Annotated in this window: 17 protein-coding genes and 1 pseudogene; 10 read left to right on the top strand and 8 right to left on the bottom strand. The window is 63.6% G+C overall.

The genetic code is table 11. The features are described 5' to 3' along the window. From AC1DY5_RS16435 to AC1DY5_RS16470, 8 genes and pseudogenes are all read right to left on the bottom strand, one after another. Positions 1 to 740, bottom strand: a pseudogene (locus AC1DY5_RS16435) (hypothetical protein); the annotation flags it as partial. Next, positions 737 to 1,135: a MaoC family dehydratase gene (locus AC1DY5_RS16440; protein ID WP_478112997.1), complete on the bottom strand. Its 399-nt coding sequence runs from the start codon at positions 1,133 to 1,135 to the stop codon at positions 737 to 739. The gene AC1DY5_RS16440 and the pseudogene AC1DY5_RS16435, both read right to left, overlap by 4 nt. Further along, positions 1,132 to 1,584 carry a MaoC family dehydratase N-terminal domain-containing protein gene (locus AC1DY5_RS16445; protein ID WP_478112999.1) on the bottom strand — a complete coding sequence of 151 codons (453 nt, stop codon included), beginning with the start codon at positions 1,582 to 1,584 and terminating at the stop codon, positions 1,132 to 1,134. Before AC1DY5_RS16445 ends, AC1DY5_RS16440 begins: the two co-directional genes overlap by 4 nt. Then, positions 1,581 to 3,110 carry an enoyl-CoA hydratase-related protein gene (locus tag AC1DY5_RS16450; protein WP_478113001.1) on the bottom strand — a complete coding sequence of 510 codons (1,530 nt, stop codon included), beginning with the start codon at positions 3,108 to 3,110 and terminating at the stop codon, positions 1,581 to 1,583. Before AC1DY5_RS16450 ends, AC1DY5_RS16445 begins: the two co-directional genes overlap by 4 nt. A gap of 24 nt (positions 3,111 to 3,134) precedes the next feature. Next, the gene (locus AC1DY5_RS16455) at positions 3,135 to 3,932 is read right to left on the bottom strand and encodes an enoyl-CoA hydratase-related protein (protein WP_478113003.1); all 798 of its coding nucleotides are present in this window, start codon (positions 3,930 to 3,932) and stop codon (positions 3,135 to 3,137) included. A 13-nt stretch (positions 3,933 to 3,945) separates the two neighbouring features. Further along, positions 3,946 to 4,716 (bottom strand): glucose 1-dehydrogenase, encoded by a 771-nt coding sequence (locus tag AC1DY5_RS16460; RefSeq protein ID WP_478113004.1) that lies wholly within the window; start codon positions 4,714 to 4,716, stop codon positions 3,946 to 3,948. A gap of 52 nt (positions 4,717 to 4,768) precedes the next feature. Beyond that, positions 4,769 to 5,974: an acetyl-CoA acetyltransferase gene (locus tag AC1DY5_RS16465; RefSeq protein WP_478113006.1), complete on the bottom strand. Its 1,206-nt coding sequence runs from the start codon at positions 5,972 to 5,974 to the stop codon at positions 4,769 to 4,771. Further along, positions 5,975 to 7,453, bottom strand: coding sequence for a 3-oxoacyl-[acyl-carrier-protein] synthase III C-terminal domain-containing protein (locus AC1DY5_RS16470; RefSeq protein ID WP_478113008.1), 1,479 nt, complete (start codon positions 7,451 to 7,453; stop codon positions 5,975 to 5,977). Between AC1DY5_RS16470 and AC1DY5_RS16475 the strand changes: the two genes are divergently transcribed. The 10 genes from AC1DY5_RS16475 to AC1DY5_RS16520 form a co-directional block, all read left to right on the top strand. Beyond that, positions 7,452 to 7,595, top strand: a complete 144-nt coding sequence (locus AC1DY5_RS16475; RefSeq protein WP_478113010.1) for a hypothetical protein — start codon at positions 7,452 to 7,454, stop codon at positions 7,593 to 7,595. The two genes, AC1DY5_RS16470 and AC1DY5_RS16475, sit on opposite strands and share 2 nt — an antisense overlap. Next, positions 7,592 to 8,506 carry an SDR family NAD(P)-dependent oxidoreductase gene (locus tag AC1DY5_RS16480; protein ID WP_478113011.1) on the top strand — a complete coding sequence of 305 codons (915 nt, stop codon included), beginning with the start codon at positions 7,592 to 7,594 and terminating at the stop codon, positions 8,504 to 8,506. Before AC1DY5_RS16475 ends, AC1DY5_RS16480 begins: the two co-directional genes overlap by 4 nt. A gap of 17 nt (positions 8,507 to 8,523) precedes the next feature. Beyond that, positions 8,524 to 9,456: a 3,5-dioxohexanoate:acetyl-CoA acetone transferase gene (gene kce / locus AC1DY5_RS16485; RefSeq protein ID WP_478113026.1), complete on the top strand. Its 933-nt coding sequence runs from the start codon at positions 8,524 to 8,526 to the stop codon at positions 9,454 to 9,456. A 167-nt stretch (positions 9,457 to 9,623) separates the two neighbouring features. Then, entirely contained in the window at positions 9,624 to 10,088 is a 465-nt protein-coding gene (locus AC1DY5_RS16490) for a MarR family winged helix-turn-helix transcriptional regulator (RefSeq protein WP_478113013.1), read from the top strand. 121 nt (positions 10,089 to 10,209) lie between these two features. After that, the gene (locus AC1DY5_RS16495) at positions 10,210 to 11,019 is read left to right on the top strand and encodes an ABC transporter ATP-binding protein (RefSeq protein WP_478113015.1); all 810 of its coding nucleotides are present in this window, start codon (positions 10,210 to 10,212) and stop codon (positions 11,017 to 11,019) included. Beyond that, positions 11,016 to 11,888: a branched-chain amino acid ABC transporter permease gene (locus AC1DY5_RS16500; RefSeq protein ID WP_478113017.1), complete on the top strand. Its 873-nt coding sequence runs from the start codon at positions 11,016 to 11,018 to the stop codon at positions 11,886 to 11,888. The genes AC1DY5_RS16495 and AC1DY5_RS16500 overlap by 4 nt, the downstream gene beginning before the upstream one ends. Position 11,889: 1 nt before the next feature. Next, the gene (locus AC1DY5_RS16505) at positions 11,890 to 12,930 is read left to right on the top strand and encodes a branched-chain amino acid ABC transporter permease (protein ID WP_478113019.1); all 1,041 of its coding nucleotides are present in this window, start codon (positions 11,890 to 11,892) and stop codon (positions 12,928 to 12,930) included. Positions 12,931 to 12,975: 45 nt separating this feature from the next. Next, a complete protein-coding gene (locus AC1DY5_RS16510) occupies positions 12,976 to 14,178 on the top strand; it encodes an ABC transporter substrate-binding protein (RefSeq protein WP_478113021.1) in 1,203 nt (400 codons plus the stop codon). Between the two features lie 25 nt (positions 14,179 to 14,203). Continuing rightward, a complete protein-coding gene (locus tag AC1DY5_RS16515) occupies positions 14,204 to 15,010 on the top strand; it encodes an ABC transporter ATP-binding protein (RefSeq protein WP_478113023.1) in 807 nt (268 codons plus the stop codon). Positions 15,011 to 15,019: 9 nt separating this feature from the next. Continuing rightward, positions 15,020 to 15,486 (top strand): AMP-binding protein (locus tag AC1DY5_RS16520; protein ID WP_478113024.1); only part of this gene is annotated, 467 nt, incomplete at its 3' end.

A 15,486-nucleotide genomic window follows, 5' to 3' on the forward strand; every position in this document is an offset into this window, starting at 1 on the left:
GTGGTGATCGGCGCGTCGAGATCCATGGCACCGGCAACCCACAAAGTCTGCAAGGCGCTCGACACCAGGCCGCCATGAAAGCGTAGCCTGCGATGGGCGCTCAGTGCCCCTGCCAGCGCCAGAGGGACGGATCCTATGCCGAACTGGAGGGTGTCGCCGTCTCGCACGATCGCGGCAACATGTCGGCCAATCAGCGCTTCGACCTCGCCGGAAGGGGATTCCTTGAAGTCGTTGAGCGGCGCGTCGGCTTCGACGAAGGAATCCAACTCCGAAACGTGGACGCGAAACGAGCCTTGCGTGCGCGGCATGCGCGGATTGAGATGTGCCACGCGCCTCTTGGCACGCGACCAGACCAGGGGCATGAAATCGCTCGAGAGGCCTGGGCTGCACCAACCCTCGGCATCGGGCGTTGTGAGATGGGCAACGGCCACATCCATCGGCGCAGCATCGCGAAGATGACGCGCAATGCCGAGGTAGTCCAACGATAGCAGGTCGGCTCGGCCATCGTTGAGGCCTGCGCGTACCGGGCGTGTCATGAAGAAGGCCGCCTGCCGTGCTTCGGGATGAAGGGCGAGGTAGTCTGCGCGATCGATACCCGGAAACTGCACGCCAGTGAAGACGACCCCGCGCGCGCGGTCCGGATCGGCGCGCAGTTCGTCGAGGAGCAGCGATGACTCGGTGCTCAAGGTCGGAACGAAAACGCGCATGCCGGGCTGCAGTGCATCGACCAGACGACTCATCGTGGTGGACCTTGCGCGACGCGGGCGGTGCCGGACATCAGCTCGACGCCGGCCGCCGTTCGCGCGCCGAGTTCATAGAGGCCGAGCGCGCCTTCGGTGCCCGTCAGCGTCGCGCTCAGCACCACCGCGTCGCCGAGTCTGGCTGCACCGGTGAATCGCGTGTGAAGGTGTCTAACGCTGCCGGCGCCGAAGGTCCTCGTGAAAAGCCGTGCCGTGAACGCCATGGTCAGCATGCCGTGCACGATCGGCCGATCGAAGCCGGCGGCGCGTGCCGCGTCCATGTCGAGGTGAAGAGGGTTGTGATCCCCTGACGCTGCTGCGAAGAGCGCGAGGTCGACCGCGGCGACAGGGCCGCAGCGAAGCTCAAGCCGCTCTGGAAAAATCGCTGCGCTCATGACCCCTCCAGCGCGTTCCGCACCAGGATCGTCTGACGGCTGCTGGCCACGGGCTGGCCTGCGCGGCGGTAGTGCGTGTCGACCACGATAAAGGTCAATGCACCGTTCTTCTTGTCGAAGATGTCAGTAACCTTGCGACTAACCTCGATCCGGTCGCCAACATAGACCGGTGCCAGATGATCAAAGCTTTGCTCCGCATGCAGCACGCCATGCAGGGGCACCTTCAACAGCGACATTAGTTGCGCGCTGCTGAAGTGGTCTCCCTCGACGGCCTTCAGAAAAGTCGGTGGTGCCGGGCATGTCGGATGGCCTGCCGCGCGCGCGGCTGCGGGATCGCAGTAGACGGGATCGTCCTCGCCGATCGCTTGGCAGAAGAGCTTCACTCGCCAGCCGTCGATGTCCTCAGTGGTGGCCTCAGTTTCAAAGCCAATGCGTGTCCGGTCGATCATGCGAACGTGCGATGCAGAGCGGGCTGGAGTCGGTTCCATGCGTCACGTGATGCCGCATCGAATCGGGGAACGACCTCGGCTCTCTCATCCCAGAGCCAGTACAGGGGACCGCCGCTCCAGGCCGGTGTCACGCCTGCCAGGCAGGCTGCGACATCCAGGAACGCCATGTCGCTCGCGCCTGGCGTTGCTGCGCATTGAATGGCTGTTCGCGCTTGATCTTCGAGTGATGCGCCTTTCAGCTTCTGCAGCACGCTGGTGGGCCCCGGTGTGCGCCACGGCAATGCGCCGAGCCGCGGTGCCAAGGCCGCGAGCGCCATGGCTGCCGCATCGTTCGATCCGATGATCTCGATCACCCGGCCATATGGCCCCGCCGAGGAGAGAAGAGCCACTGTCGGGGCGGTGCAGGCTTGCGCGTCGAGCACGGCGAGGGCCACGCGATGGCGCGCTCCTTGCAGGTCGACGATCTCGATCGTCCCCTCCGGCAGTGACCCGTTAGCCGCTTGTGCCACTTTGGTCTTCGCAAGTGCGTCGACCCATAACTTGTGCGCGGGGCCGAGCGCCCCGACTTCGACGCGCTCAATGCCCGTGCCTTTTKGCGCCGCCAGTTCGCGCTCTGCGCGCAGGCGTTCGAGAAACAGGGTGCGCACCATATGGCCTGCGACCGGATTGAACATGAGCCGCAGGAACTGCGTCATCTCCACATCCGTGGCTTCCGCTAATGACAACCGCGCGCCCTTGAGCACACTGTCGACGATCGCACTATAGGCCGGATAGAGGTCGAAATCGGCAGCGCTCACCCCGTACTGCAGGGCGACGGCGCGCGCTCCTTCCGGGCTGTAGGATGGCACGTCGGATTGCGTGAGACGGGCGAACTTTGCTCTCACGTCAAACGGCCTGCCATGCAATGCGAGTGCGACGGATCGGGCTTCGTCCAACAGTTCCGCCGCAGGCAACGCGCGGGCAAAGATGCCGAGCCGCACCGCCTCGGCCGGCGGGATCGAACGGCCGCTGAGTAGCATATCGATCGCAGCGTCAAATCCGGCCAGACGCGGCAGACGTTGCGTGCCGCCGGCGCCCGGCAGCAGTCCCCATCGTACTTCGGGTACGCCAATCTGCGTGCGGGAATCGTCCGTCACCAGGCGCACACGGCACGCCAGTGCAAGCTCGAGACCGCCGCCGAGCGCGATGCCGTTCACGGCTGCCACCCACGGCTTGCCGGACTGCTCAAGACGGACGAACTGGCGTCCGAGGCGGCCGCACATCGAGAACAACTCTTCTTGCGTGCCGGTCTTCGCGCTGTCGGTGTAGCCGCGCACCATCACAAGATCGGCGCCCGCGAGAAAGGTGGACTTGCTCGAGGTGAGCACCACACTACGGACCGCTACGTCGCTGTCAACGCGGTCCATCAGCGCATCGAGCGCATCCATCAAATCTGCCGAGAACACGTTCATCGTGCGGCCCGGCATGTCGATAGTGGCGACGAGCACGCCGTCGGACTCAAGGGTTGTGTGGATCAGCGTTTCCAACTTGTCTGCTCCAGCCAGCGACTTTTAGCTTGCATACTTCTTGAAATCAGCCTTGCGGCGCTCATTGAAGGCACGCACGCCTTCCTTTGATTCCTCTGTCTGGTAGTAGTGCTTGACCGTCTGGATGCCAAGGAAGCCGATGCCGCGGATGTTCTCGCTGTCGGCGTTGAACGAGCGCTTGGCGATCGCGAGTGCGGTCGGGCTCATCTCGTTGATCTCCTTGCACCACTGCGCCACTTCGGCGTCGAGCTGGTCGTGCGGAACCACCTTGTTCACAAGGCCCATTTTTTCAGCCTCGGCGGCGCTGTACTTGCGACAGAGGAACCAGATTTCGCGTGCTTTCTTCTCGCCCACGATGCGCGCGAGGTAGGCGGTGCCCCACCCTGGATCGACCGACCCGACCTTCGGTCCAACCTGACCGAAGGTCGCCTTCTCGCTCGCGATGGTCAGGTCGCACAGGGTGGCGAAGACATTACCTCCACCAATCGCGAAGCCCTGCACCTTGGCGATCGAAACCTTGCGCAGGTCGCGCAGGGCCGTCTGCATCTCCTCGATCGGCATGCCAACCGTGCCGCGCGGGCCATAGAGCCCGTCCTCACTCAGGTGAACCTTTTGGTCGCCCCCGGTGCAGAAGGCCTTGTCGCCGGCGCCCGAAAGCACCATCACATTGGCGCTCTTTTCCTCATCGGCGCGGCGAAGACCGTCAATCAACTCTTCCAGCGTCTGGTTGCGGAACGCGTTGTAGACGTCGGGGCGGTTGATCGTGATGTTCACGACGCCGTCGCGCACTTCGTAGAGGATGTCCTTGTATTCCTTGCTCATCTTTCTGCTCCTGTTATCCATGCATGCTGAGGCCGCCCGAGACGCTGATCGTCTGGCCGGTGATGAAGGCGGCGTCGTCGCTTGCCAGGAAGGCCACGATCCCCGGATAGTCGTCGGGCACGCCGATGCGGCCGAGCGGCACGCCACGCACCATCGCGTCCCGGATCTTCTGTCCCTGCTCGCCGGTGCCAACGAAGGCATCCATCGCCGGTGTGTCGGTGGGGCCGGGGCACACAGTGTTGATCGTCACGTTGCTGCGCGCGACTTCGCGCGCCAGCGCCTTCGAGAAGGCAATGGTCGCACCCTTGCAGCCCGAATAGACGACCTCGCCAGACGAGCCCACGCGGCCGGCATCCGAAGCAATGTTGACCACGCGGCCGCTCTTGCGCTCGGCCATGCCCTTGGTGACCGCATGCGTCATGTGCAGCGGTCCGAACCAGTTGATCGCGGTGACCTTCTTCCAGAAGGCCTCATCGGTCTTCAGGAACGGCATTGGCGTGTCCCAGCCCGCGTTGTTGACGAGGATGTCGGTGCCGGCCCCGGCATCGCTTTCGAAACTCGCGACGGCGGAGGTCACCGCGGCGTAGTCGGTGATGTCGCAGGCCACTGCGATCGCCTTGCCGTCCGCCGCCTCGATCGCCTTGACGGTCTCGGCAGCGCCGGCCGGATTGATGTCGAACACGCCGACGATTGCGCCCTCGGCGCCGAGCCGCAGAGCGATGGCGCGGCCGATACCGCTCCCGGCGCCGGTCACGATGGCTTTCTTGCCTTTCAGTCCTCGCATGAGAAGTCTCCAGTTGAAAAGGGGGAAAAGGAATTCGGGTGAAGATGCGCGCTCAGGCGCCCGCGCGGCCGATGATTGCGACTGCGCTGACGTTCTGATGCGGATGGCCACCGAGGTTTTGCGTCAGGCCCCGGTCGACATTCTTGAGTTGGCGCTGGCCTGCCCGGCCGTGGATTTGCTGGTAGACCTCGTAGACCATGCGCAGCCCCGAAGCACCGATTGGATGGCCGAAGCATTTCAGGCCGCCATCGGGAACAATGGGCAACGCTCCGTCGAGATCGAAAACACCGTCGAGCACATCGTGAATCACGCGGCCGGGAGCGCTGAAGCCGAGATCCTCCATCAGCACCGCTTCGGTGATCGAGAAGCAATCGTGCACCTCGGCCATCTGGATCTGGCTGCGCGGTTCGCTGATACCGGCTGCGCGATAGGCGTGCTCGGCGGCCGTCTTGGCGGTCGCAATGTTCGCGCCGTCCCAGTTGCTGAAGCTTGCTTCCTCGCCATTGCTGACTGAGATCTCGAGCGCCTTCACCGTCACGATCTCGGCATTCGCCTTGAGCGCGCGGGCGATTTCCGGTGTCGTTAGGATCGCACAAGCCGCGCCATCGCTCACCCCGCTGCAGTCGTAGAGCCCGAGAGGCGCAGCGATTGTCATCGCCTTGAGAACATCCTCCTCCGTGATCCTGTTGCGCAGGTGCGCCTTCGGATTCATCGAGGCATTCGCGTGGCTCTTGACCGAGATATGCGCCATGGCCCGTCGCAGGTCGGCCATCGCGACGCCATGCTTGGCACCATAGGCCGAAGCCAGCTGGGCGAAGGCGCCCGGGGCGGTCGAGTTCGGCAGCCAGAGATCGTTGGCAACGCCACGTGTACGCGCCGGCAGCCCGCCGTAGCCGGTGTCCTTGAGTTTCTCCACTCCAAGCGCCAGYACGATGTCGTAGGCGCCCGCGGCGACGGCATAGGCTGCGCCGCGAAGTGCCTCGGTCCCGGTGGCGCACGCGTTCTCGACTCGAGTGGCTGCAATGCGGGGCAGTCGAAGCGCCTGCGCCAGCGGCCCGGCGGTCTTTCCGACATTGTTCTCCTCGAGGCAGACGCCGAACCAGGCCGCCTCGATCTGGCTCGCTTCGATGCCTGCATCGGCCACCGCCTCGTTGAAGGCCTCGAGCATCAGGTCTTCCGGACCGCAGTCCCAGCGTTCGCCGAAGCGCGTGCAGCCCATGCCGATGATGGCGACCTTGTCGCGGATGCCGCTGGCCATTTACTTGCTCTCCAAGGTGGATGGGGCACTGGAAAGCGCGGCCCGGGTGGGCGTTGCCTTCCAGAAATAGCGCCGGAAGCCGCGGTTGCGATCGAACTCCTTCACGCGGTAGACCATGCGCAGTGGCACGCCGACCGCGAGTTCGCCGACATCGGTGTCCGTAAACTCCATCAGCACGCGGCCACCGCCCTCGAAGTCGATGTGGCCAAACTGAAACGGGGGATCGGGCGTGTACCCTAGGAAATCAGTAGTGTGGGACATCACGCGTGCCGGTACGTCGGCGAGGCTCATTGGCTTCTGCGTGTCTTGCGCGCGGCATGCTGGATTGACGCACAGACGCGAACGCGGGAACTGTACTGTGGAGCAGCGCTCACAGCGACCGCCCTCGAAGCGTTCGGTGCGCGCGTGATCGCGCCAGGCCGCAGTGAGCGCCGTCTTGTTGTCCATCTCGGCGCGCATGCCCCAAGCCAGTTCGAGCTGCCCGGTGAACGACAGGTATTTCAGGTAACTGGTCTCGGGCTTTCCCGCGTCGGGCACGCCGCCCGGGCAAGGCGCCGCCGTGCGCTTGAGAAGAAGCACGTCGCAGCCGCTGCCGAAGCCCGCGATCAGGATCAGCGCGCCGGGCGCCGCTGCGCGGACCGCCATATCGAGCATGGCCAGTGGTTGTGCGCAGCCGAGATCGCCTACCGTTTCGGATGCGGTGGCAACGAGTGCTGTCGCTGCGATCCCCACCCGCTTGGCCACCGCTTCGTTGATGCGAGTGAGCGGCGCCGGCAGTGCGAAGTGACTGACGTCCGAGGCGCTCACGCCCGCGTCCGCCAGACACTGCGCGATGGTGTCGGCGGCGAGCTTCATGTACCCTTCGTCGCGAATCCAACGCTCTTCCCAACCATAGTCATACGGCTCGCCCGACTGGCGGAAGTGATCGACCAGGTCGGCATGCAGGCTGCGCGCCGCGACGAAGGTGGCGATCGCCCGGCCCGTACCAATCGAGGCCACGGCCGCGCCATCGCCGAAGATCAGCTCCTGCGGGCTCGCCGGCTTTGCCGTTCGGCGTTCGGCGGCGACAACGATGCGCGTTGTCTCCGTGGCAGGATGACGAAGCGCGGAAGCCAGTTCAGTCAACGCCGAGCGAGCGCTCGAGGCGACGTCGCGTGTCACAGTAGCAGAGTCGAGGCCAACAGCGGCGGCGACGATCCCGGCATTCAGTCGGTCTGCGAATGGCAGGGTGGTGGAGGCGAGCGTCAGCTCCGTCGTGCCGGAAGCCGGCGCCGTAGCCAGGAGCGAACGGGCGGCCTCGACCGCCATGGTCACCACGTCCTCGTCCCAGTTTGCCATGGCGCGCTGGCCTCTGGCCAGTGACTTGAGGCCGGGCGCCATCCATCGATGCTGGGCGGCCACCTCGGCGCGTTCCAGCCGCAGGCGGGGCACGTAGCGAGTGGTGGCCAGCAGGCCGAACCGGGTGTCGGATTCGTTCATGGATTCTCGCTGGTCACCAGCGGCTGCTGTACATCATCATGTGGTGCATGGTACGCTAGTGCACGATATTTTTGCAAGCCGCAAACTTGAGGTTGAGCAGGGGTTTACCCTCGACGGCGGCATCCAAGGAGACTTAAATTGAGTAGACTTCTCGAACGAAAAGTGGCGCTGATTACCGGCGGCGGCCGGGGCCTCGGACGAGGCATCGCGCTAGCGATGGCAGCTGCGGGAGCCAAAGTGGTCGTCAACGACCTGGGGGCATCGTTGGACGGCAAACCGGACAATGAGCAACCTGCGAACGAGGTCGTCTCGTCGATCAAGGCGATGGGGGGCGAGGCCATCGCAGATGGCGGCTCGGTTGCGGATTGGAGTGCGGCTAGCAGGATGGTTGAGGCGGCAGTCAACGCGTTCGGCCGCATCGACATCGTGGTCAACAACGCCGGTATCCTGCGCGATGTGATGTTCCACCGCATGAGCGAGGTGGAGTTCGACCAAGTATTGGCCGTGCACTTGAAGGGGAGCTTCAACGTCAGCCGGGCCGCGGCCTCGCACTTCAAGCAGCAGGGCAGCGGCGTGTATGTGCACATGACCTCCACCTCCGGGCTGATCGGAAATTTCGGTCAGGCCAATTACAGCGCGGCCAAGCTCGGCATCGTCGGCCTGTCGAAGTCGATTGCACTCGACATGCAAAAGTTCGGCGTGCGTTCGAATGCCGTCGCTCCTTTTGCGTGGACGCGCATGATTGATTCGATCCCGAGCGAGACGCCGGAGCAGAAGAAGCGGGTCGAAGGCCTTAAGAAGTTGGTACCTGAACGCGTCGCACCGTTCGTGGTCGGTCTGTGCTCCGATGCGGCGCAGGACGTGACCGGGCAGATCTTCGGTGTGCGGAACAACGAGATCTATCTGTTCAGCCAACCGCGTCCGATTCGCAGCGCGCACTGTGGAGAGGGGTGGACGCCAGAAAGCGTGATCGAGTCAGCCTTACCGATGCTGCGCGCCAGCTTCTTCCCGCTCGAACGTTCGGGCGACGTATTCACCTGGGATCCCGTTTGACAACCAAGGAGACTCGCATGTCCACACAACGCAAAGTCATCATTACGTGCGCCGTGACAGGCGCGATTCACACGCCTTCGATGTCGCCGTACCTGCCGGTCACGGCGCAGGAGATCGCGGATGCAGCGGTCGGCGCGGTAGAGGCAGGCGCAGCTATCATTCATCTGCATGCGCGCGATCCCGTCACGGGCAAACCGGACCAGCGGCCCGAAGCCTTCGTCCCGTTCCTGAAGGACATCAAGGCCCGCTCCGACGCGGTCATCAACCTCACGACCGGCGGCTCGCCATACATGACGGTGCAGGAGCGCATGCAGCCGGCCAAGGTGCTCAAACCCGAGGTCGCGTCCATGAACATGGGCACGATGAACTTCGGCCTGTTCCCGATGCTCCAGCGCTTCAAGGAGTTCAAATTCGACTGGGAGCGACCCTACCTGGAAGGCAGTAAAGACCTGATCTTCCGCAATACCTACGGCGACCTGGAGACTGTGCTGACGGAGTTGTCGGTCAACGACACGCGCTACGAATTCGAGTGCTACGACACCTCGCACCTCTACAACCTTGCGCACTTCGTCGATCGCGGTCTGGTCAAGGCGCCATTCTTCGTACAGACGGTGTTCGGAATCCTCGGCGGCATCGGTAGCCACCCGGAGGACGTGATGCACATGAAGCGCACGGCGGATCGCCTCTTCGGCGCCGACTACCGCTGGTCGGTGCTTGGAGCCGGACGCAGCCAGATGCCGATCGCAGCGATGTCAGCTTCCATGGGCGGTAATGTACGTGTCGGCCTCGAGGACAGCCTCTGGATCGGTGCCGGAAAGCTTGCCGAATCGAATGCGCAACAGGTGCGCAAAGCACGCGAGATCATTGAGGGGCTGGGGCTGGCGGTCGCTACTCCCGCGGAAGCACGCGAGATTCTTGCGCTCAAGGGCAAGGACGCCGTCGCCTTCTAGCCAAAGTTCAGGGGGGTCGATACAGGTAGACGCACGACGGTGCCGAGTCCGCGAACTGGGATTGCAGCCGGCTGTCGCCTTCCGGACCATGCGTTCAGAAGTCAGTCGCTAGAATGTACGCATCATTACAGTAAAGGATCGCCCCGAAAGGGGGATCCTCCGAAAAAATGGCGACCGACGCAACGTCGATTGATTGGGAGCTCCGGCTCGGTTTCCTCATCCACGATGTTTCGCGGCTGCGCCGCAGTGCGTTCGATCGCTGCCTGAAACCTTTGAACGTCACCCGCTCGCAATGGTGGGTGCTCGCCTATCTTTCTCGCGAAGATGGCATGACCCAATCGCAGCTGGCCGAGGAACTCGACCTCGGCAAGGTGGCGGTGGGCGGCTTGATCGACAGGTTGGAGAAAGGGGGGCTGGTGCGACGGGACGCCGACCCGAGCGACCGCCGCGTCAACCGTGTTTTCCTCGAACCCAAGAGCAAGCAGCTCATCGCCAAGATGCGCAAGGTCAGCCACCGGATGAACGAGCAGATCCTGTCCGGTCTCGTCGATGAGAAGCTCGAAGCAGCTGCCACCACGCTCGACGCGATGAAGCGCAACCTGCTCGACTATCTGCAGCAGAACGACGTCTGATCCGGGCGCCGCCGTGAGCGCACTGCATCGCGCCACGGGAAAACACTAAGGTGCACCAGAATATTGTGCGGTAGTGTACGGTATGGGCTGATCCTCTCGGCCCGGACCGTGTTCGCTACCCATGCTCTCTACTGATACTGCTTCCTCCAACGGACTCGGCCTGTCGGTCGATGCCGTGGATCTTCGTTTCGGCGGCATCCATGCGTTGCGGGGCGTTTCGTTCGCCGCAGCGCCGGGCCGGATCACTGCTGTCATCGGCCCGAACGGCGCGGGCAAGACCAGTGTCTTCAACACGATATCGGGCTTTTACAGGCCCGCCGCGGGCCGGATCCTGCTCGGCGACGACGACATCACGTTCAAGCCTGTACACGCGCGGGCCGGACACGGCCTTGCGCGCACCTTCCAGAACATCGCGCTCTTTCGCGGCCTGACCGTGCTTGAGAACATCAAGCTCGGCGGCCACCATACGATGAAGGCTGGCATCTTCTCTGCGCTGGCATATGGCCGAGCCGCGCGCTTGGAAGAGCTCGAACTGCGCGGCGAAGTCGAGCGCAAGGTGATCGACTTCCTTGAGATTGACCACATCCGCCACCTGTCTGTCGACGCGCTGCCCTACGGCCTGCAAAAGCGTGTGGAGCTCGCGCGCGCGCTCGCGATGCGACCACGCGTGTTGCTGCTTGACGAGCCTGTCGCCGGGATGAACCGCGAAGAGACGGAAGACATGGCTCGCTTCATCCTCGACGTGCAGGAGGAGTGGGGTGTGACGGTGCTGCTGGTCGAACACGATATGGGGATGGTCATGGATATCTCTAGCCACGTCGTGGTGCTCAATTTCGGTCAGGTCATCGCCAGCGGAACGCCTGCCGAGGTGCGCTCGCATCCCCAAGTCATCGAAGCCTATCTAGGCGCGGAAAGCGAGGCCATCGCATGAGTGAGTTCCTGGAATACAGTCTCCTGGGGCTGCTGTCGGGTGGCGTGATGGCACTGATCGCACTGAGCTTCGTGCTGATCTACAAGGGCACAGGGGTGGTCAACTTTGCTGTGGGCGAGGTCATGATGCTCGGCGCCTACCTCTACTACGCAGGCGCCATCACCTTCGGGCTGCCGCCGTGGGTCGCTTTCGTGCTGTCGCTCGTTGTCATCGGATTGCTGGTGGTCGCACTGGAGCGGGCGGTGCTCCGACCGCTGTCGGGGCAGCCTGCGGTGGCGGTGCTGATGGCAACCATCGGAATGGCCAGCATCATCCACGGTGGTGTCGAAGCGTTCTGGGGCGGCGACACGCTGTCGCCGCCCACGCTGCTTCCGCGCACGCCGCTGCTGCTCGGTGAAGTTCTGATCCCCGGTACAGTCCTTGGGAATTTTGCGGTCGCCGCGATCCTGATCGCGGGCTTCCTGGCCTTCTTTCGCTATTCAAAGACCGGCATCGCGCTGCGTGCCACGGCGAGCGACCCGGTGACCGCCGCCACGCTCGGGATCAATATCAACTATTCGCAACGCCTGACCTGGGTGCTATCGGGTCTGGTGGGGACCGTGGCCGGCGTGCTGATCGCCAGTTCCGCCGGCCTCTCGCCGTTGCTTGCAGCGGCGGCGCTCAGCGTGTTTGCCGCGATCATCCTCGGCGGACTCGACAGCATCCTGGGGGCCATCGTCGCCAGCCTGCTGATCGGCTGGGTCGAGGCTGTTTCTGCCGGCTATCTGGGCGGGAAGTCGCGCGACGTCGTGCCCTACGTTGTTGTCCTGGCCATCTTGGTCGTGAAGCCGTACGGGATCTTCGGCACCCGCACCATCGAGAGGCTCTGACGTGAGAACTGGTGTCTTCCACGAAAACTTCGCGTCCGAAGAACGGCTGTGGGATTCGTCCACCGCCCGGAACTGGATGATCGCGTTCGCGCTGTCGATCTTCACGCTGCCGTTCTGGGGCAGCGACTACCTCCTGGCCATGGCTTGCATCGTCGGGATCCATGTGATTGCCTCGCTGGGCCTCAACCTGACGACCGGCAACGCCGGACTGATCTCGCTGAGCCACGGAGCCTTCCTCGGGGTCGGCTGCTACACRGTCGCGTGGCTGGCCCGGCATGGCATTCCGTTCTTCATCGCGCTGCCTGCTGCCGGCTTCGTGGCGGCCTTCCTGGGCATCATTGTCGGCTTGCCGAGCCTGCGTGTGAAGGGTCTCTACCTGGCCATCGCCACGCTGGCGGCCCATTTCATCCTGACTTTCATATTCCGAGAGTGGGACTCGGTGACCGGCGGCGTGTCGGGTACTTCGATTCCACGTGCCCGGCTGTTCGGCTTCGAACTGATCGGAGATCGGCGCAACTTCTACCTGATCTTTGTCTGCGCATTCGCCATGGCAATCGTCGCGCGAAACCTGGCGCGCACGCACATCGGCCGCGCATTCGTCGCGGTGCGCGACCGTGACATTTCCGCGGAGATTCTGGGTGTGAACCTGTTGCGCACGAAGCTGACGGCCTTCGCGGTCGGGGCCTTCTACGCCGGCGTCGCGGGAGGGCTGCTGGGCTACTTCTACGGCAACATCACGCCGGACTATTTCGTCTTGACGCTGGCCGTCTTCTATCTGGCGGCCGTCATCGTCGGCGGATTGGGAACCGTACTCGGAAGCGTGCTGGGCGCCGTCTTCATGACTTTCGTGCCGGAGGGGCTGCGGCTCGGCGCGCAGATCAGCTCGCAGTGGTTTCCCAACATTGCCGGACTGCTTCTGCCGATGGGGCAAGTCGTCTTCGGCCTCCTGATCATCGTGTTCCTGATCTTCGAGCCACATGGCCTGGCGGCGATCTGGGCGCGGGTGCGTCGCACATTCCACCTCTGGCCGTTTCGTACGTGACGGCACGATGGCTTCGCTAGACCCATTACACAAAAGGAGACAACCATGACCGACATTTCTCGTCGCAAGCTCGTGCAGGCCATCGGCGCGGCAGCAACCATCGGCCCCTTGACCGTCGGCTCGTCCCATGCGCAAGTCCACAAGGGCGACATCGTCATCGGCGCAGCGCAACCCATCACCGGGGTGTTCGCGTTCGCAGGCGCCGCGATGAACAACGGGCTCGGCGACTTCGTCGAGTGGAAGAACGCCAATGGCGGTGTCGCGGGACAAAAGTTGCGCTACGTCGCGGAGGACAGCGGCTTCAAGGTTGACCAGGCGGCGGCCATCTTCAAGAAGATCATGGCCAGCGAAAAGCCCTCCTTCTTCTATTGCGATGGCACGCCGTGTGTCAAGGCGGTGGCGCAAGACGCCATTGCGTCGGGCCACGTGATGACCACATCGACCTCGCTCGCGGCCTCGGTCGCTGATCCGGTCAAGATGCCGCAGCACTTCGTGCCCAGCCCAACCTATCCGCGGCTGCACGAGATCCTGATGGAGCACATTGCGCGCACTTCGCAAGGAGCGGCCACCAAACCTACGATCGCCTATGTGTATGCCGATACCGAGTTCGGGCGTGATGGCATCCCCGGCGGCAAGGCGCGCGCCGAGAAGCTCGGGCTGCCGATCGTGGCGGAGATTGTTACCAAGCAATCTGGTGTCGACGTCACAACCGAAGTGGCACAACTGCGTCGCGCGAGGCCCGACATCGTGATCTTTCAGGGCTACATCTTGGCGCCCATGCCGGAGTTCGTGCGTCAGATGCGCGAGGCCGGACTGAATCCGCAGATCATGGGTACGGCCTGGGGCCTCGACAAGCCGGCCTACGATGCACTGGCCGCGCTCGGGGTGCGCCTGACAGGCGTAAGCGCTTATCGCTACGGCCACGAGGACGCGCCGATGATCAACGCCATGCGAGCCCATGCGGCCAAGGCGCGGCCCGACATGAAGCACATCTCGCCCTTCTACATTTCCAGTTGGCTCTGCGGTATGACCTTCGCCGAGATCGCCGAACGTTGCATCAAGGCCAACAAGCCGCTGACGCTGCCCAACATGAAGGTCGCGCTTGAATCCATGAAGGACTGGGACTCGGGCGGCGTCACGGGCTTGCTGGTCGACCTCAGCAGCCATCAGATTCCTAGCGGCCGCATGTACAGCTACGACCCAGAGAAGAAGGTGATGGAGCCCGCGGGTTCGTGGATCAAGGTGTGAGCCGCCAGGCAGGGGAGGACCAGCGATGACAGCGGCACTGACCATCGAGAGCATCGAAGTCATTTACAACCACAGTGTGCAGGCGCTACGCGGCTTGTCGATCGAGGTCCCGAACGGGCAGATCGTCGCGTTGCTTGGTTCGAACGGTGCCGGCAAGACCACGACACTGAAGGCCTCGTCGGGGGTGTTGCCCTACGAAAAGGGGCGACTCGCATCAGGACGCATCCGCTTCTTCGGAGACGACATCGCGGGGCGAAGCGCCTACCAGCTTGCACGGCTGGGCATGGCCCACGTACGCGAGGGCCGCCACATTTTCGGCGACCTGACCGTCGAGGAGAATCTCGTCGCTGCGACCAATGCTCTGATTGGGCGGGAGCGCGGAGACGTGGATCCCGAACTGGTCTATGGCTACTTCCCCCGGCTGCGCGAGAGGCGCAAGCAGGTGGCGGGCTATCTATCGGGCGGCGAGCAGCAGATGCTGGCAATCGGGCGCGCAATCGTCGGTAAGCCAAGACTGATCCTTCTGGACGAGCCCTCCCTTGGCCTGGCACCGCTGGTGGTGCGTGACATCTTTGAGATCATCGCACGCATCAACCGGGAGCAAGGCGTGGCCATGCTCTTGGTGGAGCAGAACGCGCATGTCGCGCTTCGCGTGGCTCATGCTGGCTACATCATGGAGAGCGGCCGCATCGTGATCAGTGGCTCGACCAACAAGCTGCTTAGCGATCCCGATGTACAGCGCTTCTATCTCGGCAGCGGCGAGGCCGGCGAGGGGCACGTGAGCTTTCGCGACATCAAGCACTACAAGCGGCGCAAGCGCTGGTTGTCCTGAGTATTCAACATGCGCAACCCCATGACTCGTTCATCTGATGCATTGAAGGATCTTCCACTGCCGCAGCAGCTCCAGTACTGGGCGAGGGAACGTCCGCGCGACGTTGCGCTGCGCCAGAAGGAGTTGGGCGTGTGGCAGCCGATCACCTGGTCCGAGTATGCCGAGCAGTCGCGTTGGTTCGGCCTTGGGTTGTTGCAGCTCGGCCTCACCCCCGGCCAGGCGCTTGCGGTGCTAAGCGAGAACCGCAAGGAATGGGTTTTCGCGCAGATGGGCGCTGCCATGGTGCGCTGCGTGACGGCTGGCGTCTATCCGACGTCGCCTGCGCCCGAAGTCGAGTACCTGCTGACCCTGTCCGATGCGCCGATCATCGTGTGCGAAGATCAGGAACAGCTCGACAAGGTCCTGACGATCCGCGGCGGCCTGCCGCATCTGCGCGCGATCATCATGATGGATTCGCGCGGGCTGCGCCGCTACGA

This window comes from Variovorax sp. P4_D9, assembly GCF_056401695.1.